Annotated in this window: 22 protein-coding genes and 1 pseudogene; 7 read left to right on the top strand and 16 right to left on the bottom strand. The window is 70.1% G+C overall.

The features are described 5' to 3' along the window. Window positions 1–148: 148 nt before the first annotated feature. The 4 genes from AB0D57_RS43100 to AB0D57_RS43115 all read right to left on the bottom strand — a co-directional run bounded on the left by AB0D57_RS43100 (window position 149) and on the right by AB0D57_RS43115 (window position 4,133). Window positions 149–2,488: an excinuclease ABC subunit UvrA gene (locus AB0D57_RS43100; protein ID WP_362087140.1), complete on the bottom strand. Its 2,340-nt coding sequence runs from the start codon at window positions 2,486–2,488 to the stop codon at window positions 149–151. Between the two features lie 39 nt (window positions 2,489–2,527). After that, window positions 2,528–3,535 (bottom strand): LLM class flavin-dependent oxidoreductase, encoded by a 1,008-nt coding sequence (locus tag AB0D57_RS43105; protein WP_362087143.1) that lies wholly within the window; start codon window positions 3,533–3,535, stop codon window positions 2,528–2,530. A gap of 43 nt (window positions 3,536–3,578) precedes the next feature. After that, window positions 3,579–3,770 (bottom strand): non-oxidative hydroxyarylic acid decarboxylases subunit D, encoded by a 192-nt coding sequence (locus tag AB0D57_RS43110; RefSeq protein WP_362087200.1) that lies wholly within the window; start codon window positions 3,768–3,770, stop codon window positions 3,579–3,581. A gap of 168 nt (window positions 3,771–3,938) precedes the next feature. After that, the gene (locus tag AB0D57_RS43115; RefSeq protein WP_362087146.1) at window positions 3,939–4,133 is read right to left on the bottom strand and encodes a hypothetical protein; all 195 of its coding nucleotides are present in this window, start codon (window positions 4,131–4,133) and stop codon (window positions 3,939–3,941) included. 65 nt (window positions 4,134–4,198) lie between these two features. Between AB0D57_RS43115 and AB0D57_RS43120 the strand changes: the two genes are divergently transcribed. Next, window positions 4,199–4,351 carry a hypothetical protein gene (locus AB0D57_RS43120; protein ID WP_362087149.1) on the top strand — a complete coding sequence of 51 codons (153 nt, stop codon included), beginning with the start codon at window positions 4,199–4,201 and terminating at the stop codon, window positions 4,349–4,351. 117 nt (window positions 4,352–4,468) lie between these two features. Then, window positions 4,469–5,437 carry an aldo/keto reductase gene (locus AB0D57_RS43125; RefSeq protein WP_362087152.1) on the top strand — a complete coding sequence of 323 codons (969 nt, stop codon included), beginning with the start codon at window positions 4,469–4,471 and terminating at the stop codon, window positions 5,435–5,437. 25 nt (window positions 5,438–5,462) lie between these two features. Here AB0D57_RS43125 and AB0D57_RS43130 read toward each other — a convergent pair whose 3' ends face one another. Beyond that, window positions 5,463–7,310, bottom strand: a complete 1,848-nt coding sequence (locus AB0D57_RS43130) for a glycoside hydrolase family 9 protein (RefSeq protein ID WP_362087154.1) — start codon at window positions 7,308–7,310, stop codon at window positions 5,463–5,465. Between the two features lie 550 nt (window positions 7,311–7,860). Here AB0D57_RS43130 and AB0D57_RS43135 point away from each other — a divergent pair. The 3 genes and pseudogenes from AB0D57_RS43135 to AB0D57_RS43145 all read left to right on the top strand — a co-directional run bounded on the left by AB0D57_RS43135 (window position 7,861) and on the right by AB0D57_RS43145 (window position 10,670). Further along, window positions 7,861–9,762, top strand: coding sequence for a ricin-type beta-trefoil lectin domain protein (locus tag AB0D57_RS43135; RefSeq protein ID WP_362087157.1), 1,902 nt, complete (start codon window positions 7,861–7,863; stop codon window positions 9,760–9,762). After that, a pseudogene (locus AB0D57_RS43140) lies at window positions 9,674–10,411 on the top strand (LacI family DNA-binding transcriptional regulator); the annotation flags it as partial. The gene AB0D57_RS43135 and the pseudogene AB0D57_RS43140, both read left to right, overlap by 89 nt. A gap of 103 nt (window positions 10,412–10,514) precedes the next feature. Continuing rightward, complete coding sequence (locus AB0D57_RS43145) at window positions 10,515–10,670, top strand: substrate-binding domain-containing protein (protein WP_362087160.1); 156 nt, start codon at window positions 10,515–10,517, stop codon at window positions 10,668–10,670. Window positions 10,671–10,759: 89 nt separating this feature from the next. Here the strand turns inward: AB0D57_RS43145 and AB0D57_RS43150 are convergent, their stop codons facing one another. Genes AB0D57_RS43150 through AB0D57_RS43160 form a run of 3 tightly spaced genes read right to left on the bottom strand, consistent with a single transcriptional unit; the run spans window position 10,760 to window position 14,966 of the window. After that, complete coding sequence (locus AB0D57_RS43150) at window positions 10,760–12,106, bottom strand: jacalin-like lectin (RefSeq protein WP_362087163.1); 1,347 nt, start codon at window positions 12,104–12,106, stop codon at window positions 10,760–10,762. 29 nt (window positions 12,107–12,135) lie between these two features. Next, window positions 12,136–13,521 (bottom strand): glycoside hydrolase family 43 protein, encoded by a 1,386-nt coding sequence (locus AB0D57_RS43155; RefSeq protein WP_362087166.1) that lies wholly within the window; start codon window positions 13,519–13,521, stop codon window positions 12,136–12,138. 35 nt (window positions 13,522–13,556) lie between these two features. Then, entirely contained in the window at window positions 13,557–14,966 is a 1,410-nt protein-coding gene (locus AB0D57_RS43160; protein WP_362087169.1) for an AbfB domain-containing protein, read from the bottom strand. A gap of 224 nt (window positions 14,967–15,190) precedes the next feature. Here AB0D57_RS43160 and AB0D57_RS43165 point away from each other — a divergent pair, with 224 nt between their 5' ends. After that, window positions 15,191–15,685, top strand: a complete 495-nt coding sequence (locus tag AB0D57_RS43165) for a hypothetical protein (protein ID WP_362087203.1) — start codon at window positions 15,191–15,193, stop codon at window positions 15,683–15,685. 31 nt (window positions 15,686–15,716) lie between these two features. Here the strand turns inward: AB0D57_RS43165 and AB0D57_RS43170 are convergent, their stop codons facing one another. From AB0D57_RS43170 to egtA, 5 genes are all read right to left on the bottom strand, one after another. After that, window positions 15,717–15,932, bottom strand: coding sequence for a dodecin (locus AB0D57_RS43170; protein ID WP_362087172.1), 216 nt, complete (start codon window positions 15,930–15,932; stop codon window positions 15,717–15,719). 128 nt (window positions 15,933–16,060) lie between these two features. Continuing rightward, complete coding sequence (egtD, locus tag AB0D57_RS43175; protein WP_362087175.1) at window positions 16,061–17,023, bottom strand: L-histidine N(alpha)-methyltransferase; 963 nt, start codon at window positions 17,021–17,023, stop codon at window positions 16,061–16,063. Further along, a complete protein-coding gene (gene egtC / locus AB0D57_RS43180) occupies window positions 17,020–17,850 on the bottom strand; it encodes an ergothioneine biosynthesis protein EgtC (RefSeq protein ID WP_362087178.1) in 831 nt (276 codons plus the stop codon). Before egtC ends, egtD begins: the two co-directional genes overlap by 4 nt. After that, a complete protein-coding gene (gene egtB / locus AB0D57_RS43185) occupies window positions 17,850–19,172 on the bottom strand; it encodes an ergothioneine biosynthesis protein EgtB (RefSeq protein WP_362087181.1) in 1,323 nt (440 codons plus the stop codon). The genes egtC and egtB overlap by 1 nt, the downstream gene beginning before the upstream one ends. Beyond that, window positions 19,169–20,506 (bottom strand): ergothioneine biosynthesis glutamate--cysteine ligase EgtA, encoded by a 1,338-nt coding sequence (gene egtA / locus AB0D57_RS43190; RefSeq protein WP_362087185.1) that lies wholly within the window; start codon window positions 20,504–20,506, stop codon window positions 19,169–19,171. The genes egtB and egtA overlap by 4 nt, the downstream gene beginning before the upstream one ends. Window positions 20,507–20,783: 277 nt before the next feature. Between egtA and AB0D57_RS43195 the strand changes: the two genes are divergently transcribed. Next, complete coding sequence (locus AB0D57_RS43195) at window positions 20,784–21,617, top strand: TIGR02452 family protein (protein WP_362087188.1); 834 nt, start codon at window positions 20,784–20,786, stop codon at window positions 21,615–21,617. Window positions 21,618–21,636: 19 nt separating this feature from the next. Here AB0D57_RS43195 and AB0D57_RS43200 read toward each other — a convergent pair whose 3' ends face one another. From AB0D57_RS43200 to AB0D57_RS43210, 3 genes are all read right to left on the bottom strand, one after another. Continuing rightward, entirely contained in the window at window positions 21,637–22,083 is a 447-nt protein-coding gene (locus AB0D57_RS43200) for a type II toxin-antitoxin system PemK/MazF family toxin (RefSeq protein WP_362087191.1), read from the bottom strand. Window positions 22,084–22,267: 184 nt separating this feature from the next. After that, complete coding sequence (locus AB0D57_RS43205; RefSeq protein ID WP_362087194.1) at window positions 22,268–23,755, bottom strand: SPFH domain-containing protein; 1,488 nt, start codon at window positions 23,753–23,755, stop codon at window positions 22,268–22,270. Between the two features lie 146 nt (window positions 23,756–23,901). After that, window positions 23,902–24,126, bottom strand: coding sequence for a hypothetical protein (locus tag AB0D57_RS43210; RefSeq protein WP_362087197.1), 225 nt, complete (start codon window positions 24,124–24,126; stop codon window positions 23,902–23,904). Window positions 24,127–24,230 lie beyond the last annotated feature (104 nt).

The following is a 24,230-nucleotide window of genomic DNA, read 5'->3' on the forward strand; positions in this document are numbered from 1 at the left end:
ATCTGGATCTTGGATTTGCCCTCGAGGTAGAAGCGGCGGTCCAGGTGCCGGGCGCAGACCCTCGTACTGGTTGTACGTGGGTCTGCGCCCGGTGCGGCGGGAGTGCGTGCATGGCGTCGCGAGGCAGGCGGGAATGTGACGACAGGACCTAGGGGGCCGGAGTGAGCGCGCGGGCGAGATAGGGCGCCGTCGTGCTCCCTTCCGCCCGCGCCACCTCGGCCGCGGTCCCCGCGGCCACGATCCGCCCGCCTGCGTCCCCGCCGCCCGGACCCAGGTCGATCACCCAGTCCGCGCCCGCCACCACCGTCATGTCGTGCTCGACGACCACGACGGTGTGACCCGCGTCGACCAGGCCGTGCAACTGGCGCATCAGCACCTCGACATCGGCGGGGTGCAGACCGGTCGTCGGCTCGTCGAGGAGATAGAGCGTGTGGCCGCGGTGGGCGCGCTGCAACTCACTGGCCAGCTTGACGCGCTGCGCCTCGCCGCCCGACAACTCCGTGGCGGGCTGGCCGAGTCGCAGATACCCGAGGCCGACGTCGAGGAGCGTGCCGAGGCTGCGGGTGATCGCCGGGTGGTCGTCGAAGAACTCCGCCGCGGTCTCCACCGTCATGTCCAGCACCTGCGCGATATTCCGTCCGCGGTAGGTCACTTCGAGCGTCTGCGGGTTGTAGCGCGCCCCACCGCAGTCCGGGCACGGCGCGTACGTGCTCGGCAGGAACAGCAGCTCCACGCTGACGAATCCCTCGCCCTGACAGGTCTCGCAGCGTCCGCCCGCGACGTTGAAGGAGAAGCGCCCGACACCGTAGTCACGCCTGTTCGCTTCCGCCGTCGCGGCGAAGACCTTGCGCACCACGTCGAAGAGACCGGTGTACGTGGCCAGATTCGAGCGCGGCGTACGGCCGATGGGCTTCTGGTCGACGGAGACGAGCCGTCCGACGCCCTCCAGTTCCTCCGTCACCGCACCGACGAGGGTGGACTTGCCGGAGCCGGACACCCCGGTGACGGCGGTGAACGCGCCGAGTGGGAACTCCGCGGTCACGCCACGCAGGTTGTGCCGGGTCACCGGCCCCACCTTCAACCGGCCCCGTGCCGCCCGGACTTCACGCACCGGCGTGGGGGAGTGACCGAAGAGGAAGCGGGCCGTGGCCGACTCCGCGACCTCCGCCAGCTCCGCCACCGGGCCGCTGTGCAGCACCCGCCCACCGTGCTCGCCCGCCCGCGGACCGACGTCGACGAGCCAGTCGGCACCGCGGACGACATCGAGATGGTGCTCCACGACGAACACCGAGTTGCCCGCCGCCTTGAGCCGGTCCAGCACGGTGAGCAGGGCCTCCGTGTCTGCCGGGTGCAGGCCCGCGGACGGCTCGTCGAGGACGTACACGACTCCGAAGAGTCCGGAGCGCAACTGTGTCGCCAGCCGCAGCCGTTGCAGCTCACCGGCGGAAAGGGTGGGGGTGGCGCGGTCGAGGCTGAGGTAGCCGAGGCCGAGTTCGACGACGGGGGTGATACGGGCCTTCAGATCGTCGGTGAGGACGCGGGCCGTCTCGCCCCGCGGTGGAAGGGCCTTGGCCAGCTCCGTCAACGGCAGCGCGGCAAGCTCGGCGATCGTCCGCCCCGCGAAGGTCACGGCCAGTGCCTCGGGCCGCAGCCGGCTGCCACCGCACACCGGGCAGGGGGCACTGGTCAGGAACCGCTCCGCCTTGGCCCGCAACGACTGGCTCTTCGAGTCCGAGAACGTCTTCATCACATAACGCCGGGCGCTCATGTACGTGCCCTGGTACGGACGTTGGATCCGCCCCGCGTCGCGCACCGGATGCACGGTGACGACCGGCTGCTCGTCCGTGAACAGAATCCACTCCCGCTCCTCGGCGGGCAGCTCGCGCCATGGCCGGTCCACGTCGTGGCCGAGCGCGTCGAGGACATCGCGCAGGTTCTTGCCCTGCCAGGCGCCCGGCCACGCGGCGATCGCGCCCTCACGAAGGGACAGCGACGGATCCGGGACCAGCAACTCCTCGGTCGTACGGTGGACTTGGCCCAGCCCATGGCACTCAGAACAGGCACCGGCCGCCGTGTTCGGGGAGAAGGCGTCCGAGTCGAGACGTTCGGCACCCTGCGGGTAGTCGCCCGCGCGCGAGAACAGCATCCGCAGGGAGTTGGAGAGATTGGTGACCGTGCCGACGGACGAGCGGGAGGTGGGCGCCGAGCGGCGCTGCTGGAGCGAGACCGCGGGCGGCAGCCCGGTGATCTCCCCGACCTTCGGCGCCCCGACCTGGTGGATCAGCCGCCGCGCGTACGGCGCCACCGACTCGAAGTAGCGCCGCTGGGCCTCCGCGTAGATCGTCCCGAAGGCCAGCGAGGACTTGCCGGAGCCGGAGACACCGGTGAAGACGGCCAGGACGTCGCGCGGGATGTCGACGTCCACGCCCCGCAAGTTGTGCTCGCGAGCGCCCCGGACGCGGACGTACGAGTCGTGGGGGCTGTGCATCGGCTGGACTCCTGGGGACCTGGGACAAACCCCACCATCCTAGGCGGCGGCCAGTCCCGCGACCCGGGAGAGCCTCCGGTAGGAGTCCAGCAGTGCCTCCCGGTCGAACGTACTGGTCGTGACCAGCACCTCCTGCGCGCCCGTCTCCTTGATCAGTGTCTCCAGTTCGTGGGCGACCTGCTCCTCGGTGCCGGCGAGGTGGCCGGTGAGCCCGGACTCGTAGAAGCCACGCTCCTTGTCGGTCATCGAGAGGTTCTCGACTCGCTCGGCGGGCGGCAGCGGCGGGAATGTGCCGTGCGTGCGGGAGTGGGCCATCGACCAGGCCTCCGGGAGCAGCAGACGGCGCGCCTCCTCCGGGGTTCCGGCGACCGCCACCGTGCCGGAGACCACGACGTACGGCTCCCGCGCCCAGACGGACGGGCGGAACGTCGCGCGGTAGTGATCGATGCCGCGCCGCATCTTCTCCTGGTTCCGGAAGTCCCCGATGACCATCGGCAGGCCCGCCCGCGCCGCAATCGTCGCGCCCTCACCCATGGCGAGCACGAACGGCGGCACGGTCAGGCCCTCCGCCGGGCGCGCGTGCACCCCGCTCGACGATGTGCCGCGAAACCAGCCGAGCAGTTCGGCGAGCTGCGCGGCGAAGTCGTCGGCGTGGTCCTTGTCCCGGCCCAGCGCCCTGCGTACGCCGTCCGTGAAACCGACGCTGCGACCGAGCCCCATGTCTATGCGGCCGGGAAACAGGGATTCCAGTACGCCGAACTGCTCGGCCACGACCAGGGGTTGGTGGTTCGGCAGCATCACACCGCCGGTGCCGACCCGGATCGTCCGGGTGGCGGCGGCGACCGCGGCGGCCAGCACGGTGGGTGCGGAGCCGGCCACTCCGGGCACACCGTGATGCTCCGAGACCCAGATCCGGTGGTACCCGAGCCCTTCCAGGTCCTGGGCCAGGCGCACGGTGTCGCGCAGCGCCTCGGGCGCCGCGTGCCCCTCGCGGGTGCGGGAGCGGTCGAGGACGGAGAAGCGGGTGGCCGCGATCACTGAGCTCACACCGGGTTCAACGCCTCAGGCGCGCGGGGATTCCCGGTGCTCGCTATCGAGGGAGCAGCGGCGGTACGGCCGGAACCTCGATCGCGTGGTCGATGTCCGCCTGGGTCATGCGGAACGCGGCCGGGTAGGCGTCGCGGGTGGAGCGGCGGGCGGGCTCCGTCGTGCGCCACATCCACGTCCTCGTCGACACCTGGGCGACGTAGCCGAGCCCGGGCGGCGTGGTCATCGCCCACATCCCGACCGCCTCGGCGAAGCCGCCGTGCCGCGTGTTGATGATCCCGGAGACGGACATCCAGCCGCGGGCCGCCGTTCTTCTTCGTCGAGATGATCACGGCCGGACCGTGGGTGTACATGTACATGGCGCTGACTGCCTGCACCTCGGGGAACTCCGCGCGCAACTGCTTCAGCAGCGGAACGCAGGTGCTCGGACCGACCAGATAGTCGACCTCGGTCCACGGCATGCCGAGACAGAGGTACTCGAAGACCGGGTCGGTGCGGTACGAAACCCGGTCGACCGCGCGGGCGCTGCGCGCACGGCGCCTGCCATCTCGTACTCGGACTGGTCGTACGTCATGGGCATGCCCGCCACGATGGTCATCACCGGGTCGTTGCGGAGGGTGATCGCGATCGGCGGGTCCTCGCCGCGCCCGTGGCCTTGTGCACATGCTGGGCGACGCGGTGCATCGGCACGGGCTGGAAGGCGAGCCGGTCGCGTCCGATGAGCTCGATCCGGTACGTGCCGACGTTCTGCCCGCCGAGCGGGCGGGCCGTACGCCGCTGGAGTTCCGCGCGACGGCACGCGGACGGGCCGGTTGAGCCGAGGGCGTGTTACCGAACCGCGAGGGGGAATGGCTTCTGCGGGGCTCCTGCCTGCGGCTTGCCGCGGCCGCGAGGCCAGGAGCTGCGTCACCCCCAGGGAAAGCAGGAGTGAGCATGCAGTACGTGAAGCTCGGTTCGACGGGCCTGGACGTGTCCCGGATCTGCCTGGGCTGCATGAGTTTCGGGCTGCCCGGCCGAGGGCCCCACGAGTGGACCCTCGACGAAGAGGCGTCCCGCCCGCTGATCCGCCGGGCGCTGGAGGCCGGGATCACCTTCTTCGACACGGCGAACGTCTACTCCGACGGCACGAGTGAGGAGATCGTCGGCCGCGCACTGGTGGACTTCGCGCGCCGGGACGAGATCGTCCTCGCCACCAAGGTGAACGGCGCCATGCACGACGGCCCCAACGCCCGTGGCCTGTCCCGCAAGGCCGTCCTGACGGAGATCGACAACAGCCTGCGCCGGCTGGGCACCGACTACGTGGACCTCTACCAGATCCACCGCTTCGACCCGGCCACTCCCGTAGAGGAGACGATGGAGGCCCTGCACGACGTGGTGAAGGCGGGCAAGGCCCGCTACATCGGCGCCAGTTCGATGTACGCCTGGCAGTTCTCCAAGGCCCAGTACACCGCCCGGCTGCACGGCTGGACGCGGTTCGTCTCCATGCAGAACCATTACAACCTCCTCTACCGCGAGGAGGAGCGCGAGATGCTGCCGCTCTGCGCGGACCAGGGCGTCGGCGTACTGCCCTGGAGCCCGCTCGCCCGTGGTCGCCTCACCCGCGATTGGGCCGCCACCACCGAGCGCAGCCGCACCGACGAGTACGGCAGAAAGCTCTACCCGGACGGCGACCGCGAGATCGTCGACGCGGTCGCCCGGATCGCCGCCGCGCGTGAGATCCCCCGCGCGCGGGTCGCCCTCGCCTGGCTGCTGCGCCACAGCACCGTGACCGCGCCGATCGTCGGTGCGACCAAGGCGGGGCATGTCGACGACGCGGTGGCCGCCCTCGATGTGGAGCTCACGCAGAAGGAGATCGAGCAGCTGGAGCAGCCGTACACGCCCCGGGCGATCAGCGGCCACTGATCCGTCCGTCAGGTCGTGGGACCGGTCAGCTGGGCTTGGCGGGGCAGTCGGGCTCGGCGGCGTAGGCGGCCAGCCACGCCAGCGGCGCGTTCCAGTTGACGGCCACCTCATTGGTCGAGTACGAGCCGATGTCGTCGATGTAGCAGGCCGCGGGCGCGCAGCCGGGCAGGTGCTCCTGCGCGACGGGGTCCTGCAGTCCGCTGTTGGGCCCGCCCGCGAGGGAGCCCGCCGGAGGGTTGGGCAGCGAGGGGTCGTACTGGTGTGCCCAGAAGCGGTGGTGTTGGTTGCGGGAGTACCGCTCCCCGTATCCGGTGACGTACGACTGGCCCAGGGCGTTGCGGCCCAGGAGGTAGTCCATCGACTCGAGGACTCCGGTGCGGTAACGCCGGTCGCCGGTCAGTTCCTGTGCCACGGCCATGACGATCGCGTTGTCGGTGACCGCGCTGTTGGAGCCCCAGACGTATCCGGTGGCGGGGATCGGCACGGCGTATCCCTGGCCGGCCATGGTGGCCAGATAGCCGTCCGCGGCGGCCGTCACCGAGGCGCGGACGCGTGAGAGGTCGGACGCGGGCAGCCCGCTCCGCACGGTCGCCAGCGTGATCCTGCCGAGTGCGGCGGTGTCGGACCAGCTGAAACCGCCGGCCGGGAAGGCGGTGGACGCGGTGTGCCAGGGGGAGGAGGTGACCGCGTCCCGGTAGGGGCGCTCGCCGGTCGTGGCGTACAGCTCGGTGGCGGCCCAGTAGAACTCGTCGGTGACCTGGGAGTCGCCGTAGGCCCCGCCGCCCGTGCTGTCCGAATCCGGCGCGTACTGCGCGGGGTTGGCCCGCGCCGCCGTCCACGCCTTGCGCGCCGCGGTCCGGCACCGGTTCGCGAACGCGGTGTCGTAGGGCCGGAAGACGCGCGCGCACTGCGCCGCCGCGGCAGCGAGCTTGAGGGTGGCGGCGGTGGACGGAGCGTGGAGTTCGCGCGGCTGGGCGTCCTGTTCGGGGCGGGTGGGCAGACCGGTCCAGGCGGCGTCGTGCACTTTGTGGAAGGCCATTCCGGCGTACGGACGGCCGTCCGGCACCTGCATCCGCATCAGGAAGTCGAGCTCCCAGCGAGCCTCGTCCAGGATGTCGGGTACGCGGTTGCCGCGTTCGGGAACGCTCAGCGTGGCGTCGCCCAGCGCGGACTCGGTGCCCGCTCTCTTGGCCCGCTCGAAGGAATTGACCAGCAGCCAGGTGGAAAGGCCGCCGTTGACGACGTACTTGCCCTGGTCTCCCGCGTCGTACCAGCCGCCCCTGACGTCCTGGGTGTAGTCGCACACCCCGGACTGGCAGGGCACGTCGACGTCGCCCTGGTTCGGCGCGACCCCGAGATGACCGGCGGGCCGGGCATATGCGGGGCCCACCAGAGAGGCCTCGACCGGTGTGCCGCTGCGCTGGTGGTAGAAGAAGGCCAGCGCATCGGAACGGAGACCGGCGTAGAGATTCGCGCGAATGTCGAAGGGATCGCCGGCCTGCCCGTCGACCACCAGGACGTAACCCGAAGCGGCTCGTCTGTACGAGGAGAAGTCGGCGACCTGGGTCATCTGCCCGGAGGCCGTGTCCGTGCCCGTTCCTGTGCGGACGGTCGACCCCGAGGCGACCACCACGCCCGAGGCGTTGCGCAGCTGCCAGGCGAGCGGCTGGGCGGCGGAGGTGACCACGGTCGCGCGCTTGGGCCCGTCGGGCAGGTAGCCGACTTGGTTGACGTGTACGGCAGTTGTGGTCGCGGCGGCGGAAAGTCCCGCCGCACCGGGGGCAGCCGTCAGGCCGCCGACGAGTAACGCCCCCGCGAGCAGGGCGGCCGCCAGGGGTTTTTGGTGGTTGCGGGGCAACGGAAATGCGGGCATGAGCGGCTCCCAGCGGGTGAAGTGAATCCGATACCGCTGCCACGAGAGAGTGGACAGCGGGAATTGGGAGCGCTCCCATGATGAGCATTGCATGGGCATGTCATGGCGTCAATGGTGCGAGAACGCCTTTCCGGCCGTCACCGGTCCACGTGACCGGTGACGCGAGTGCGGTCTCGGTCGAAGGTTGTATGGGATTCCGAATTTCTTTGTGGAGACTTCTGCTGACTTTCCGTCAATCCGCCTACGCCCCAGCGGAATAGGAGAGTGACGAGATCTCTTGTTTCGGTGAGGCGCCCTGTGCAAAGGTGTGCGTTGTTGGCGTGCAGACAAATTCGCTTCCTTCTGCGCGCACACGGTGTGCCCGCTCACCCCTCGCTTCAAAAGAGCTGTCTGAGGCGGTGTTTTGCGGTAACAACCCCCCCATGGGTAGTCCCTCCGCTTCGTCGGGCGGGCTACATACCCATTGGTATGGACTATTTCCTGCGTTACCTTTGGGAGGAAAGCGGACGTGAATGACGCAGCCCTGTTTCATTCCCCAACACCCGCTCGCTTGTTCGACATTTCGGATGAGCGGCTCGCGGTCGAACTGAAGAAGAGCTCGGGGAAGACGCCCGCGCACCATCCCGTCGGGGAACTCCTGGACCGCCACTGGGAAGCGGTCTACTCCTACGCACGACTGTGCACCAACGGTGTACGCCCTGCCGGAATGCTCACCACGGCCGCTTTCACCCGGCTGTTCGGCGAATCGCTGCGGCAGACGGGACCGACGGCTGCATGGCGGCCGCAGTTGCTGGTCACCGTGCGCCGAATGGGCGCCGAATGGCTCGCGGACCAGCGAAGGGAACTGCTCCATCCCGAGCTGCTGGCCGGTTCCGACAGTGTGGAGCGGGTCGAGGCGCGACTTCTGCCGCCCGAGAGCAGACGGCTGCTGTCCCGGGCGTTCCAGCGGCTTCCGGAGCCCGCCCGTTGCCTGCTGTGGCACGCCGAGGTCGAGGCCGACCAACTCGCCGTGCCCGCAGCCCTGTTGGGCATCGGCGACGACGACGCCACCGTGGGACTGCGGCGGGCCCGGGAACGCCTGCGCGAGGGCTGCCTGGAGATCCATCGCGAACTGGCCCCCGAGGAGGAGTGCCTTCACTACCACCGGATGCTGGATGTGTCCCTGCGCCGCGGCGGCATCGACCTGGACCCCGATCTGCGCCGGCACATGGGCCGTTGCCGGCACTGCCGGTACACCGCCGACCAGTTGAGCGTGTTCGACGGCGAACTCGCCGCGCCGCTGGCCGAAGCCGTGCTGGGCTGGGGCGCCGCGGCCTATCTGGCGTCCCGCCTCGGACGCGTCACCGCCACCGCGATCGTGGAGGTGACGGCGGACGCGGCCCCCGTGGCCGGCGTGAACGGGATTCCGCCCCTGCCGAGCCTTCTCCCGCTCCCGCCGAGCGCCCCCCCGAGCCCGGCACCTCGACACCAGTCGCCCGCCGACTCCCGCCCGCCGACGCACAAGGCTCCCCGACGCTCCCCGCGCCGCCGGAACATCGCCCTGGCCGCGCTGACCGTGAGCGGTCTGATCCTGGTCCCGCTGGTCCTGTGGGTCGGCCAGAGCTCGGGCGGCGAGAACGGCATGGCCGACAACACCGGACCTTCGGGCTCGCCCAGTCCGGGCCCGGCCAAGGCGCCCGGCGCGAACCCGTCCTGGATAGGCGCAGGCGAGACGTCGAACGGCGCCGTGCGCGGTCGGCTGCGCAACACCGAGACCGGGCTGTGCATCGGCATCGTGGGCAAGAAGCCCGTGAAGGGAGCGGAGACCGCACTCACACCGTGCTCCTCGGCCGCGAGCCAGGAATGGTCGTACGAGGAGGACGGAGTGCTGCGTGACGTGGCCGCCCCCGACCTCTGCCTCGACTCCCACCTCGGCTACTCGGTCCAACTGGCGCCCTGCACGGGCGAGTCGCAACCGGGCACCAAGAACGTGCGCTACGACTTCACCCTCCAGGGCGAGGTGGTGCCCCGCTGGAGCCAGGATCTGGCCCTCACACCCGCCTCCACCAAGGGCGAAGCGGCCCTGGTCGTCAAACTCCGCGAGAACGGCGCCGACCAGCACTGGACGTTGGACACCTCCTCGCCCTCGCTCCAGATGGAGGTGGTCAACTGGGACGCCGACCAGGACGTCACCGCACCGGTGACCCACGCCCCCGAGAAACCCTCGACGAAAGCGTCGCCGAGCAGTACGCCCACCCCCTCGGCCAAGCCGCCGTCGACGCCCGCGCCGACCCCGTCGACATCGGCGTCCTCGTCTCCCACGTACGGCTGCTACCCGTACAACTACTGCCCGCCGACCACGGGACAGTACGGCTCATCCGGTGATGGATACGGCGGCTACGGATACGGCGGATACGGCGGCTACGGATACGGCGGTTACGGAAACCAAGGCGGTCAACGAGACCACCACTGAACGGCGTCGTCGGCCTCAGGGTGAGCCGGTGAGCGCAGCGATCGGACTCACGGAAGTGGCCGAGCGGGCCGGGGTGTCCCTGCGGACGGTCTCCCATGTCGTACGGGGTACCGGGCACTTCTCCGAGGCCACCCGGGAGCGGGTGCTGCGAGCCGTCGAGGAACTGGGATACCGGCCCAACACCGCCGCGCGAGGACTGCGCACCGGCCGCAGCGGAGTGCTGCTGCTCGCCGTGCCCGAACTGACGATGCCGTACTGCGCGGAGCTGGCTGAGCAGCTGCTGAGCCAGGCCGCCGCGCACGGGTGCGCACTCCTCGTGGAGTGCACCGGCGGCCGCCCCCAGGACGAGCTGAACATCGCCCTGGGGCGCACCGATCCGCTGGTCGACAGCGTGATCCTTAGCCCACTGGCGCTGGACGACCGGAGCGCGGCACGCGCCGCGACCCGGGTGCCGCTGGTGCTGCTCGGTGAGCGCGTGCACGACCTGGCGTGCCCGCACGTGACCATCGACAACACGGCGGCCGCGCGCGAGGCCACCGAGCACCTGCTGTCGATCGGCCGCCGCCGCATCGCGGTGATCGGCCGCCAGGCCGTACGGCACGCCGCCACCTCCGCGACGCGTCTCACCGGCTACCAGGAAGCGCTGCGCGGGGCCGGGATCCCGTACGACGAGGAGCTCGCGCCCGTGATCCGCCGAGGGAGCCCTGCACGCCGTGCGCGAGCGCGGTCTGCGCACGCCGGACGACGTCGCGGTGGTGGGTTTCGACGACGTCGAGGAGGCCCGCTACACGGCGCCCCCGCTCACCACCGTCGCGCCGGACAAGGCCGAGCCGGCACGGCTCGCGGTCGAAGCGAGACGGCGGTCTCGCCGTGTGGACAGTGATTGTTGCGGGCGAAACCCCGGGTGACACCGACCACGACGGCTGGGCATGGGTGCGTGACGTGACGCGGTGGCAGGGGAACCCGCCACACCCCTCGAGGCGTGGCGGGGATCCGGTCAGCGCTGGGTGTAGAGGAAGCCGATCTTGTCGACCTCGTCGCCCGTACGGCCATGGAATCCGGCGATCTGCCAGCCGGACGGAGCGGTGCGGGTCACGCAGTCCGAGGTCGTCGTACCGCCGGCCAGGCTGCGGCCCAGGTTGGTGGTGAACTTCGCGGAGAAGATCCGGGTGTTGCCGTCCTTCACGCCCTGGCACAGCTGCGCCGAGGTGAGGTACTCGCCGCTGCCGAGGGTGAGGGATGACGCGGTGCCGGCCGTGCCCCCGTGCGTCAGAGTCGTGCCGTTGCTGAGCGTCAGCCCGATCTGGTCGACGCGTGAACCGGCCCGCAGCGAGACGGTGGTGGCCCCGGCCCCGGCCGGCACGCTGTCGATGTCATTGAAGTAGTTCCCGTGCGGGCCGCCGAACTGGTCGCTGAGCTGGTAGGCGGAGTTGCGCGACCAGGTGAACTTGGCGGTGATCGGGTCGTGGTCGGAGAGCATGAGCCCGTCGGTGAGGAAGCTCGCGTGCTCGTTGTTGTAGCTGGTGGCGTTGAGCGAGACCAGCTTGCTGCCCCGGTAGAGGATCTTGTCGACGACCTCGCAGGTGTTGGGCACCGTCGGGCCGGTCTGGTCGCAGACCAGCGCGTCGCTGCCCTTGGCGGGCGGGGTGCCGCCGCGGACGAGCTGTACCCAGGCGTCGGTCAGGCCGTTGGCCGCGTTGAACTCGCGGATCGTGTCGCCGGAGCGGGTGTAGCGCGTGTTCGTGTCACCCATGACGACCACGGCGTTGCCCTTGGAGTGGCTCTGGATGAACGCGGTGAGCTGGTTGAGGTTGTCCGCCCGCGAGGCCAGATCGCCGTCACTGGTACCGGCGTTGGTGTGCAGGTTGTAGAAGTCCACGTAGACGCCTTCGGCGAGGCGCTCGCGCATGAACGTGAAGCCCTTGGGAGTCAGGCAGTCGCCCGAGTCGAGCTGGCAGGAGTTCCAGTCGCCCCGCTCGAAGTCGTCGGAGTCGTAGGAGATCTTCGACAGGGTGTTGAGCCCGCTGCCTATGCCGGCGCCGCCACTGGTGGCGGTGCGGTAGGCGTGGGTGGTGTCGGCGGCGTAGAGGTACGCGTGGTAGTTGAAGTCCTCCTGCACCTGGACGATGTCGTACGGGGCGATCCGCTGGCCGATCGTCGTGGTGCTGGACTGGCGGGGGGTCGGGGCGCTGGAGATGGCCTCGGGCAGCCCCGCGACGTTGTAGCTGAGCACGTTGAACGTGCCCGAGTCGGCGGCCGCCGCGGTGGGGGCGGTCGCCGTGAGCCCGCCCAGAGCGGCGGTCGCGGCTGCCAGAGTGGCGAGGAGTCTGCGGAGAGGTAACATGCGGGGTTTCTCCTGGGGACGAAGGGGGATCAGTACCCGACCGAGAACGTGGCGTCGGCCCTTTCGGTACTGGTGGCGATGGGATCGATGCGCAGGACGTAGTTTGCGTGGCGGATGTAACGGTCCGGATGGTTGAAGGAGCGGAAAGATGTCCAGGAGGTGTCGGCGAGGCCCGCCGTCCGGTAGAACGTGGCGTCCTGGGCGAAAGCGGTGGTGCTGTCGTTCACGTCCAGCCGCAGTTGGTAGTTGTAGTGCCGCAGGTAGCGGGTCGGGTAGTTGACCGACTGGAAGGACACCCCCGAGCTGTCGGCGAGTCCCGGCACGACCTTCCACTGCGAGTCGGTGTACGGGTCGAACGGGTACTCGTCGATCCGGCCGACGTAGTCGGAGTGCCGGACGTAACGGGCCGGGAAGTTATAGGACTTGATCCGGTTCCACGACGGTGTGCCGTACCTCGCCACGAGGTTGTCGTACTCGGTCGTGGTGATGCTCTGGATGGTGCAGTGCTTGGAGTTGAGCGGCTGGGTGTAGAGGCGCTGGTCCACCGCCGTCCAGGTGCCCGCGGCGAGGTCGGTGGACTGCCAGGCGTAGAACACGCCGTTGGGCGTGTACGTGTCGCCCCAGAGAAACCAGTTGCTCGACGTCTGGGACTTCACGAGGGTCGGGGCCTCGGTGCCGCCGTGCGCGACCGGCGTGCTGAACACGGTGAAGCTGCCCGGATTCAGGGAGGTGGACCTGGCGCCGACCAGCGTCTGGTCCTTCTTGAAGTACAGGTAGTTCACACCGTTCACGCCCACGGCGAGGTCGCCGTCGATCACGTCGTAACCGGGGTCGAAGAAGACCTGCGCGGCCGATGCCGTCACGAAGTCGGTGGTGTAGTTCACCATGATGACGTTGTGGCCACTGGAGTTGACGGCCGAGTAGATGATCCCGTACTGGCCGCGCCCCGCGTCCCAGAACGCCTCAGGGGCCCAGCTGTGGGTGGCCATGTCGTGCAGCTTCAACCGACGGTAGCCGGTGAAGGAACGCAGGTCGGCGGAGTCCCAGACATGGATGTATTGACTCTGCAGGCTCCAGTCGGTCCCCTTGAGGTCGGTGGCGATCACCACGAAGGTGCCGTCCTGCTTGCGCATGATGAACGGGTCGCGCAGACCGCCGGTGCCCCCGGTCGGCGTCACGACCGGGTTGTTCTGGTTCAGCGGGGTCCACTGGAGCGAGTCGGTGCTGACGGCCAGGTGGAGGCCGTAGTCGGCGCCGAGCCAGTTCGGGGACTCGGTGAAGTAGCCCATGACGTACGCAGTTGTGGCCGCGGCGCGCGCGGACGGGGCGCCGACGGCGAAGGACGCGGTCAGGGCGGCCATCGCCCCCAGCGCGGTGCGGCGGGACGGCTGAAGCGGGCCGGTGCGCTCACTCATCGGGCTTTCCCTCTCTTCTCCGGCTGGTGCGGCGGTCATGCCCAGGCCGTCACGGGGACGAAGGAGCTGTCCTGGCGGAACAGGTCGGTGCCGTCCGAGATGTCCACGCGAAGCTGGTAGTTGTAGTGGCGCAGGTAGTAGCCCGGGTAGTTGTACGACTCGAAGCGCAGCGTGCCGTCGGGCGTGCCGGTGCGGGCGACGAACGTGGCGTCCTTGGCAAAGGTCGACGTTCCGTTGTTCGCGTCGAAGCGGGCCCGGAAGTCCCAGTGCCGCAGGTAGTTGCCGGCCGCGTCCCGGAAGGAGTAGCCGTTCGCGTCGGCGAGGCCCGCCACCACGGTGAAGGTGGACGCCTGCTTCTCGGCGGTGCTGCTGGAAGTGCTCACCACGGGAAGGTTGAGCAGCGCGGACTGCCCCTGCCAGTAGCGGGTGGTGTAGTTGCCCGACCGGAAGGAACGCGTGACGTCGGTCGCCAGGTTCACCCCGCCGGAGACCGTCTCCTTGATCACGGTGAAGTGCCGGGCCGTACCGGAGACGCCCGGCAGCTTCTTCGGCGCGCTCCAGGTGGCGAAGGTGTCGTAGCTGTCGCTGTAGTAGTAACTGCTGTCGCCGTAGCCGTCGAAGAAGATCCGCCAGGCGCCGTTGTCGAGCTGGACCAGCGCGGGCCCCTCACGCGTGCCGCCCCAACCCGCCCAGTCGCCGGTCCTGATGATGGTGTAGGGCCCGGTCAGGCTGGTGGCGGTGGCGTACTCGATGTACTTCGTCGTCTCGTTCTTCGGGAACGCGTGGTACGTGGAGCCGATCTTCACGATGAACGTGTCGATGTGGTTGGTGCCGATGCCGGACAGCGCGACAGGTGAACTCCACGCGGTGAGCGTGGAGTTGGTCGCCCTCAGTACATACGGAGTGAAGATCCACTCGTCGGCGGTGGTCGAGCAGGACACGATGACATTCACGCTGCCGTCGCTGTCGGCGAACCACTCGGGTGCCCACGCGCGGGACAGGTTGGCGACGGGGACCGTGTAGTCGTACAGGAAAGTCCAGTTGGCCCGGTCCGAGCTGCGGGCGAAGCCGATGGTGGTGCTGACGTCCTGCCAGGTGTGCGTGGTGTAGGTGATGTAGTAGTAGCCGTCGGTGTGCCTGAACACGCTGGCGTCGCGGATGCGGTTGCTGGGCGGGGTGTAGGCGGACGCCTTGACGAGGCGGAAGTCCGTGGCGTCGTCGGACTGGTAGACGTTCACGGTGCCGTCGTTGCTGTTCAGGAACGGCACGATGGTGTAGCGGGTGGCGGAGCCGTGGGCGGGTGCCGCCGCCCCGGCCGTGCCCAGCAGTCCGGGCAGTTCGCCCAGGACGAGTGCGGTCGCGGGGAGCGCGGCCATCGCGCGCAGCAGGCCGCGGCGGGAGGGCGTGAAGGGCGTCGAGGACGCGTTTCGGTCGGGGGTGATCATGACGCGGCTCTCCTTGTCCGGGGGATTCACGTGATTCGCCGCATGCCGAAGAGCCGGGATGGTGGTGTCCCTCCACCGTCCCGTATGTTCGAAATACCGAATATCGTGCGACACTCCGCGCGAGGGTTCACGTTAAGGGCTCGCCCGGTGTTGTCAACAGCCCTTGGAGAGACAGAAGTTGAGAGGCGTTGCTTAGGCTGGTCCGTGTGACGAAGACCAACAGGATCACGGCGTCGGGCCGGTCCAGGCCGCTCGCCGTGTTCGACCTCGACGGCACGCTCGCGGACACCGCGCATCGGCAGCGGTTTCTGGAGCGCGAGCCCCGGGACTGGGCCGCGTTCTTCGCGGCCGCGCCGCAGGATCCCCCGCTGGCCGAGGGCGTGGCCCTGGCGCTGAAAAGGGCGCGGGACTGCGAGGTGGTCTACCTCACCGGCCGCCCCGAGCGCTGCCGGCGCGACACCGTCGACTGGCTGGCCGCCCAGGGACTGCCCGAGGGGCGCATCTGGATGCGCCGCAACGACGACCGCAGGCCCGCCCGCCGCACCAAACTGGACATCCTTCGTGGGCTCGCTCGCGACCGAGAGATCCGCGTCCTCGTGGACGACGACGAACTCGTCTGCGACGAGGCGGAGCGGGCCGGGTTCAAGGTCGTACGGGCGCGCTGGGGGACCGCGTCCGCGGCGCTGAAGGACGCGCAGGAGCGGGAGGGACGGACCTGAGGGATGCGCCGTCCGGGACGTGCGGTTCGGGTCAGGCGCTGTCCTCCAGGCGGAACCCGACCTTCAGACCGACCTGGTAGTACTCGATCGACCCGTCCACGATCTGCCCCCTGACCTGCGTGATCTCGAACCAGTCCAGGTTGCGCAGTGTCTGCGAGGCGCGGGCGATCCCGTTGCGAATGGCCTGGTCGACCCCCTCGTGGGAGGTGCCGACGATTTCGGTGACCCGGTATGTGTGGTCGGACATGCGGGTACTCCTCTCGGCCGTGGCGGGTGTGCCAGGCGTCAATTCCACGGTGCCCCACAGGAGCGTGGTTCGCGAGATGTCGGGGAGAACGGGGGAGGCCCGCCCTTGGGCCGGGCCTCCCCCGGCCGTCACCGGACCAGGCTGAGGGACAGCGCGAAACGGTTCTGCTTGTCCGTCCACCAATGGGCCAGGTCGAGGCCCGTGGCGGCCAGTTCGCGCCGCATGCCCTCCTCGCGGAACTTCGCCGAGATCTCGGTGCGCAGTTCCTCGCCCGCCGCGAAGTCGACGGCCAGGTCGAGGGCGGGGATCTTCACGGTCTGGTCGGTCCGCGACCGCAGCCGCATCTCGATCCACTCCCGCTCCGTGTCCCAGAGGGCGACATGGGCGAACGCGTCCGGGTCGAAATCGGCGCCGAGCTCGCGATTGACGACCGTCAGCACATTCTTGTTGAACTCGGCCGTCACCCCGGCCGCGTCGTCGTACGCGGCGACCAGGACCGACTCGTCCTTGACCAGGTCGGTGCCGAGCAACAGGGCATCGCCGGGGTGCAGCAGGGCCCGTACTGAGGCCAGGAACGTGGCGCGTTCGGCGGGCAGCAGATTCCCGACCGTGCCGCCGAGGAACGCCACCAGCCGCGGCCCGGGCGTACCGGGAAGCGCGAGACCGCCCGTGAAGTCGGCGATCAGCGCATGCACGCCGAGATCAGGATGCTCGGCGATCAGCGCGTGCCCGGCCTGGGTCAGGGCGCTCTCGCTGACGTCGACCGGCACGTACGTGTGCAGCCCCGGCAGCGCGTCGAGCAGGTACCGCGTCTTCTCGGACGAGCCGGAGCCCAGCTCGACGAGGGTGCGCGCACCGGTCGTCGCGGCGATCTCGGGGGCCCGGGCGATCAGGATTTCGCGCTCTGCCCGGGTGGGGTAGTACTCGGGCAGTTCGGTGATCTTCTCGAAGAGCTCGCTGCCGTAGGCGTCATAGAACCATTTGGGAGGCAGCGTTTTGGGCGTGTGCGTGAGGCCGTGCAGGACATCGGCACGCAGTGCCGCGTCCGTGGCGTCCTCGGGCAGGGTGCGGGTGAGAAGGAACGGGCTCACGTGCTGGGCTCCTTCGAGCGTGCGGGTGCCATGTGGTCGGGCTGGCCTTTCCGGTCGTACGAGCCTTCCTGGTCGTGCTGGTCCTTGAGCGGAGTGAGCAGGACGTCGGTGCGGCTCGCCGCGAGCAGCGTGCGGTCCGGCACCTCCTGCCAGTGCGGGTCGTCGTCGTACGGCTCGGAGGCCACGACGGTGCGGTGGCGGACGGGGTCGGCGAGGTACCAGAGGGTGTCGCCCCAGGCCGTCGCCGTGATTGTCTCGCCGTCGGTGAGGAGCAGGTTGAGCCGGGACCCGGGGGCCGCCTCGGCGACCTCCAGGACCGTCTCGGCCAGCGCCCGGCCCTGGTCGTCACCGGCGCGCAGCCGTTGCAGGACCAGCGCCCAGACGAGCGCCGAGTCGCAGCGGGCCTCCAGGGACAGCAACTCCTCGGCGGACAGGGTCCGCACGAGCGGGGCGAGGGAGCCGGGCCAGCCGAGGACGGCGCCGTTGTGGCTGAACAGCCAGGGGCCCGCGGTGAACGGCGCCGCCGCGGCCTCCCCGTCCGCTCCCCCCCGGGTGGCGTCCCGTACGGCGCCGAGCAGCGCTTTGGACCTGACGACACGGGCCAGGTCCGCGAACGACTGGTCGCCCCAGATGGGCCCGGGACGCCGGTACCGGGCGGGCACCGGATCCTCTTCGGCGTACCAACCGACCCCGAAACCATCGGCGTTGACCGTCCCGTGCCGCTGTCGTCGCGGCGCCCACGACTGCCGGTACAGGCTGTGCGGCGGTTCCACGAGGAGCCGGCCGAGCGGCTCCTCGGGCCCGAGGAACGCCAGATGACGGCACATCAGACGGTCCCGTCGCGCGCCGTACGGAAACCGGAGAAGATCTGCCGCCGGATCGGATAGTCCCAGTTGCGGAACGTCCCCCGGCAGGCCACTGGGTCCACGGCGAACGAGCCGCCGCGCAGCACCTTGTATTCCGGCCCGAAGAACACTTCCGAGTACTCCTTGTACGGGAAGGCCGCGAAGCCGGGGTAGGGGTGCAGGTCGCTCGACGTCCACTCCCACACGTCGCCGATCAACTGACGTACACCGAGCGGAGATTCACCCGCCGGGTAGCTGCCGGCCGGGGCCGGGCGCAGATGGCGCTGGCCGAGGTTGGCGTGCTCGGGGGTGGGGTCGGCGTCGCCCCACGGATAGCGCGTGGAGCGGTCGGACGCAGGGTCGTGGCGGGCCGCCTTCTCCCACTCGGCCTCGGTGGGTAGCCGGCGCCCCGCCCAGCGGGCGTACGCGTCGGCCTCGTACCAGCAGACGTGCAGCACCGGCTCGTCGGCCGGCGCCGGCTCGGTGACGCCGAAGCGGCGCCGCAGCCACTGCCCGCCCTCGCGGCGCCAGAACAGCGGCGCCTCGATGCCGTGCGCCCGGATGTGGGCCCAGCCCTCCGCGGTCCACCAGCGTTCGGTGCCGTAGCCGCCGGCCTCGATGAAGGCCTGGTACGCGGCGTTCGTCACCGGAGTGGTGTCGATGAAGAACGGCGGGACCTCGCGGCGGTGCGCGGGGCGCTCGTTGTCCAATGCCCACGGCTCGGTGGACGTGCCCATCGTGAACGGGCCGCCCGGTACCAGGACTTCGGCGGGTCCCGCGAAGGGCGGTACGGGTGCGGGGTCGGGTGCGGTGAGGGCCGTCGGCCCCTTGCGGAGTTGATGGGTGATCAGCATCGTCTCGTCGTGCTGCTGTTCGTGCTGCGCGATCATGCCGAAGCCGAAGCCGGCCTCGGTGAGAGGTGTGCCCTCGAACGCGGTGCCCTCCAGGACGTCCAGCGCCCGCCCGCGTACCTCGGCGGCGTACTGGCGGGCCTCGGCGGGCGCCAGCAGCGGCAGCGAGGGACGCTCGGCGCGAGAGTGCTCGAACGCGTCGTACAGCCCGTCGATCTCGGGCCGCATCGCGTCACGGCCGGCGACCGCGCGCAGCAGCCACAGCTCCTCCTGGTTGCCGATATGCGCGAGGTCCCACACCAGCGGAGACATCAACGGCGAGTGCTGCGCCGTCAGTTCGGGCTCGTCCACACAGGAGGTGAGGAGCTCGGTGCGGTCGCGGGCCGTGATCAGCGCCTCCAGCGCGCGCTTGCGGAGCGAGTCGGGGTCCGTGGGTGATGTCGGGGCGGTCATGTGCGGATGTCCTTCCCGTGGAACTGACCGTGGAACTGACCGTGGAACTGACCGTGGGACTTGCCGTGGACCTGGTCGTGGACCTGGCCGTCAAGGAGATCGTCGGCAGGGCAGCGGCCCCGGGCCACATAGCGTTCCGTGAACTCCGCGACCGCGTCCTGGACGGCGACGGAGGCGCCCATCCGGGGCAGTGCCTCCGCGGCGGCCGCGAAGCAGGTGACGGCGGCCTCGTGCAGCTCGGGGTCGGTCAGTCCGTCCCGCGCCGCGGCGATCCACAGCGGATTGCACGGTGCGGGGAGCGAATCCGCCCGCTCCGCGAGGGGTTTGACGGTCCGGTAGGCCACCTCCGCGGCCTCCACGTCGTCGAACAGCGCAGCCGTCACGGCGAGCGGCACGATCCACCCGTCGTCGCCCGGCTGCGCGTCGATCATGCGGAGCTCCAGATGACCGCGCGGGCGGACCGGCGGGAACAGGGTCGTCAGGTGATAGTCGAGATCCGCCCGGTCCGGCGGTGCGCCGGATCGGGTCCACGCCCGGAAAGTCATGTCCTCCGGTACGTCCCAGGGGCCGTCCGGCGCCCGGACGCACATCACCGGCGCGTCCAGGACATGCCGGGCCCAGGCGGCGCGCGGGTCGCCGCCCAGGGGAGGCGCGCTGCTGCGTCCCGGGTCCATCGCCGTCCACAGGGACTGCCGCGTGGAGCGCCAGCCCGTGTACCGGCCCCGGGCCACCGGCGAGTGCGCGAACGCGGCCACCAGGACCGCGCCGAGCTGATGCGCGAGCCACCAGCGACGCCCGTGCCCGAGCGGTCCCGGCTCCTCGTACCCGGCGTCCAGGCACACCTGGACGGAGGCGGAGGAGCACATCATGGCTCGCCCTTCGGGACCCGCGCGGTCGAGATACCGCTCCATGGCGTCGTAGCGCGGCTCATGGAGGAAACGGCTCGGGGGATTCCAGGGTTCGTGGCCGTACCCGCTGAGGCCGAGATCCGCCTCGCGCAATACCGCGCGTACCGCGTCGAGGTCGGCGGAGACGGTCCCGATGCACTCCATCAGGGAGGCGGCGGGAGGGGAGCTGAGCTCCAGCTGGCCACCCGGTTCGACGGTGAGCGCCGAACGCAGGGGCAGGGGCCGCACGGCGGCGTAGGCCGCTTCGAGTCGTTCGGGTGTTGCGGGGAGCCGCGGTGTCCGCAGCTCGTGGATGAGCCATTCCACTTCGACGCCGAGGGTGCGGGGCGGTCCGGTCTTGAAGCAGATGCCATGGACCAGCGCTTCCACCTCGGCCTCGGTGACGGCGGAGCGTTGCTCCGTACAGTCACTCACCGAATCGGACATGTCGGGATCCTCCTGAGATGCCACCATGTCGCCGGTCCGGCGTCCGTGGTGCCGGACCGGCATCGCTCGTCCCACCCAAGACCCTCGAGACGGTTCGCACAAGGGTGCAAATTATTGCTCGCGGGGCCGGGAGTCGCTGTCCGGCGGGCCGTGCAGCAGTGTTTGCGGGGCGCGAATTTCTGTTGCGCTGCACGACCAGCATCGCTCACGATGCGTTCATGGGCACGACGGGGGAGAGCGCGCGGGGCGCGCTCGTGGTGCGTACGGGGGTCGCGCCATGAGCGCGCGCCTGCGTGCGATCGCGCGGCAGACGGAGGAGATCGTCGCGGCGGGTGCGTATCGCGCCTCCGACGGGCGCGAGGTGTCGATCGCCGCGGCGATCGAGGCCGCGCGGGCGGGGACGCGGATGTACGGTCCCGAGCCGGTGGACGTGGCGTCGGCCGAACCTGTCGACACTTTGTTCGAGGTTACGGGCGAGAGCAGTCTGGAAGCCGCCCGACGGCTCACGGACGAGGGCGAGGGCGGCGCGGTGGCCGTGTTGAACTTCGCCTCGGCGCGCAATCCGGGCGGCGGCTATCTGAACGGCGCGCAGGCCCAGGAAGAGGCCCTGTGCCGGGCCGCCGCGCTCTACGTGTGCGTGCTGCGGGCCCGGGAGTTCTACGACCACCACCGCGCCCACCGCGATCCGTTCTACACGGACCGGGTCATCCACTCACCCGGTGTGCCCGTCTTCCGCGACGACCGCGGCCGGCTGCTCGACGAGCCGTACACCGTCGGCTTCCTGACCGCCGCGGCCCCCAACGCCGGAGTCGTGCTGCGCACCGCCCCTCAGCGTGCGGCGGAGCTGCCACGCGCCCTGGGCACGCGGGCCGAGCGGGTTCTTGAGACGGCCGTGGCCCATGGCTACCGGCGGCTGGTGCTCGGTGCGTGGGGATGTGGTGTCTTCCGGAACGATCCCGAGCAGGTGGCGGGCGCCTTCCGTGCCCTGCTCGGGGACGGCGGACGGTTCGCCGGTTCCTTCGAGCACATTGTTTTCGGGGTGCTCGACCGCAAGGGTTCGCCCATTCGGAGTGCATTCGAACGCGCATTTGCAGGGGTGACCGTCCGGTAAGAGGCGGTGACGCGAGCGCTCAGCGCCAGCCGTACCGCTCCCGCAGCCGGTGCACCACCAGATTGAACCGCATCCGGTCCAGTGCACAGGCCTCCCGCCGCATACCGGCCTCGTGCAGCCGCAGCACCCGGTCCACGTCCACCCACGAGTCGCGTCCCGACCGGTCCCACGGCCCGCTGCCGATCGGCACCCACTCCCGGTCGCCGTCGTGCCGCCTGCTCGACAGCTGGACGGCGAGCAGCGTGCCGGCGGACTCACGGGCGACGACGAGCACCGGGCGGTCCTTGCCCCGGCCGTCGTTCTCCTCGAAGGGCACCCACGTCCAGACGATCTCGCCGGGATCGGGGTCGCCGTCGTGCGCGGGCGAGTACTCCGTGCGTACCCGGCCCACCTCGCGGGGCTCGGCCTCGGTGGTGGCGGTGGGGCCGAAGCGACCGGGTACGTGTGCGTCGGTGTTGGCAGTCACGCACGTCACGTTAGAGCCTGAGCGGCACCGCGCGCCGAGCGGGTCCCCGCGTACGGGGCTTCGGGCGCGCGTACAGGGCGTGGGGTGTGCGTACAGGGCGGCTTGGAGCGTGCCTACAGGCTCGGGGCGCACGCGACTTCGGGCGTACGGAGGTCAACTCCCGCACGCCCGAGGCCTCAACGATTCATCCGTTGTCGTTCTCCACCGGCACCTTCTCCGAGCGCGGCGGCACATGACCGTTGAGCCCGGCGGTCGAGTTCTCCGTCGTACCGTTCTGGTTCATCGATGCCAGCAACTGACGGGCGAGGCCCAGCCCCGTGCCGCCCATCGTCAGTGCCTTGGCGAACATCTCCGACATACCGTCGGCGCCGTTGAGCAGCACCATGTGGTCGACGTTGCCGAACGCGCTCGCGCCCGCCTGGACGATCTCCGGCCAGTTCTCGGCGAGTTGCTGGGCGACCACGGCTTCCTGGTTCTCGGCGAGGGCGGCGGCCCGTGCCTTGATGGCCTCCGCCTCGGCGAGACCCTGCGCCCGGGTCGCCTCGGCCGCGGCCAGGCCCTTGGCCTGAGCGGCGGCGGCCTCGGCCTCACCGGTGGCCCTGGTCGCCGTCGCGGCGGCCGCACCCCGCGCCTTCGTCGCCTCGGCCTCGGCGTTCGCGGCCGTCTTGACCCGGTTCGCCTCGGCCGCCGCCGCGAGTTCGGTCTCCTTGGACTTGGCCTGGGCGGCGGAGATCCGCGCGTCACGATCGGCCTCGGCCCGGGCCCGCGTCTCGTAGGCCTTCGCGTCCGCGGGCTTGCGGACGTCCGCCTGGAGCTGCTGCTCACGGCGCTGCGCCTCGAGTTCGGCGATCCGTGTCTCCTGGACGACGACGTCCTGCCGGGCGGCGGCGTCGGCGAGCGGTCCGGCCTGCTGGGCCTTGGCGGCCGCCTTGTCGCGCTCGGCCTGGTAGCCGGCCTGGAGGATCTCGCTGTCCCGGGTCGCCTCAGACATCCGGGCCGCGGCCTTCTGCTCGGCCTCGGTGGCGAGACGGTTCGCCTCGGCCTGCGCGATCCGCGCGTCGCGCTGCACGGCGGCGGCGTGCGGCATGGCGAGGTTCTTGATGTAGCCGGTCGGGTCCTCGATCTCGTGGATCTGCAGCGAGTCGACGATCAGACCCAGCTTCTCCATCTCCGTACCGCACGCGGCCCGCGTCTGGCCGGTCAGCTTCTCGCGGTCGCGGATCATGTCCTCGACGGTCAACCCGCCGACGATGGAGCGCAGATGACCGGCGAACACGTTGTGCACCCGCTCCGACATCAGCTTCTGCTGGTCGAGGAAACGGCGTCCCGCGTTGGCGATCGACACGAAGTCGTCGCCCACTTTGAAGATGACCACGCCCCGCACCTTGAGCGGAATGCCCTGGTGCGTCACACAGTCCACGGACAGCTCGGTCTCGTTGAGGTCGAGCGAGAGCTTGCGCACTGCCTGCACGCCCGGCAGTACCAGTGTGCCGCGCCCCGTCACGATGCGGAATCCCATGCCTTCTTCAAGGCCTTCGGTCCGATGCTTCGAACCGGAGATGATCAGTGCTTCGTTGGGCTCCGCGACCCGCCACATGAGCTTGAAGACCACAACGATGAAGATCAGTGCGAGGACAACCGCCCCCGCCACGACGCCGACAACCATCGGCATACGCCCCCTTTGCATGGTGCCCTATCGGCACCGAACGAACGGGAGTGTGCTCCTGTGCAAGGCCGGGGTACAGACGCTGACGGATCCTTGTTGCAATCTTGACGCACAGGGCTCTCACCTGGTGCGAACCGGAAGCGGACGAGCCGTCAATTGTCGTATGCCGCCGATACGTACACCGTCCGCGGCGGCAGGTACTCGACCACCATCACCACCGTGCCCCGCTCGATGCGCTCCTTGGCGGCGGCGGGGTACGCGAGGAAGTGCTCGGCGCCGCCGCGGACCCGGACCATCACCTCACCGACGAGCCCCGGCCCCACCGTGCCGGTCACCCGCCCCATCAATCCGACCATCGACGCATCGCCCATGGTCACAGAGTAAGGCCGACCGGCAATGGGAGGGTGGGAGAAGGAGCGGGGTCTGGTGCGTGCGGCTGCAAGGCGGAGGAGGGAGTGATGGCGGAGCCATCGCGACCGAC

Origin of the sequence: Streptomyces sp. NPDC048275 (genome assembly GCF_040652275.1) — a bacterium.
GTDB lineage: Bacteria > Actinomycetota > Actinomycetes > Streptomycetales > Streptomycetaceae > Streptomyces.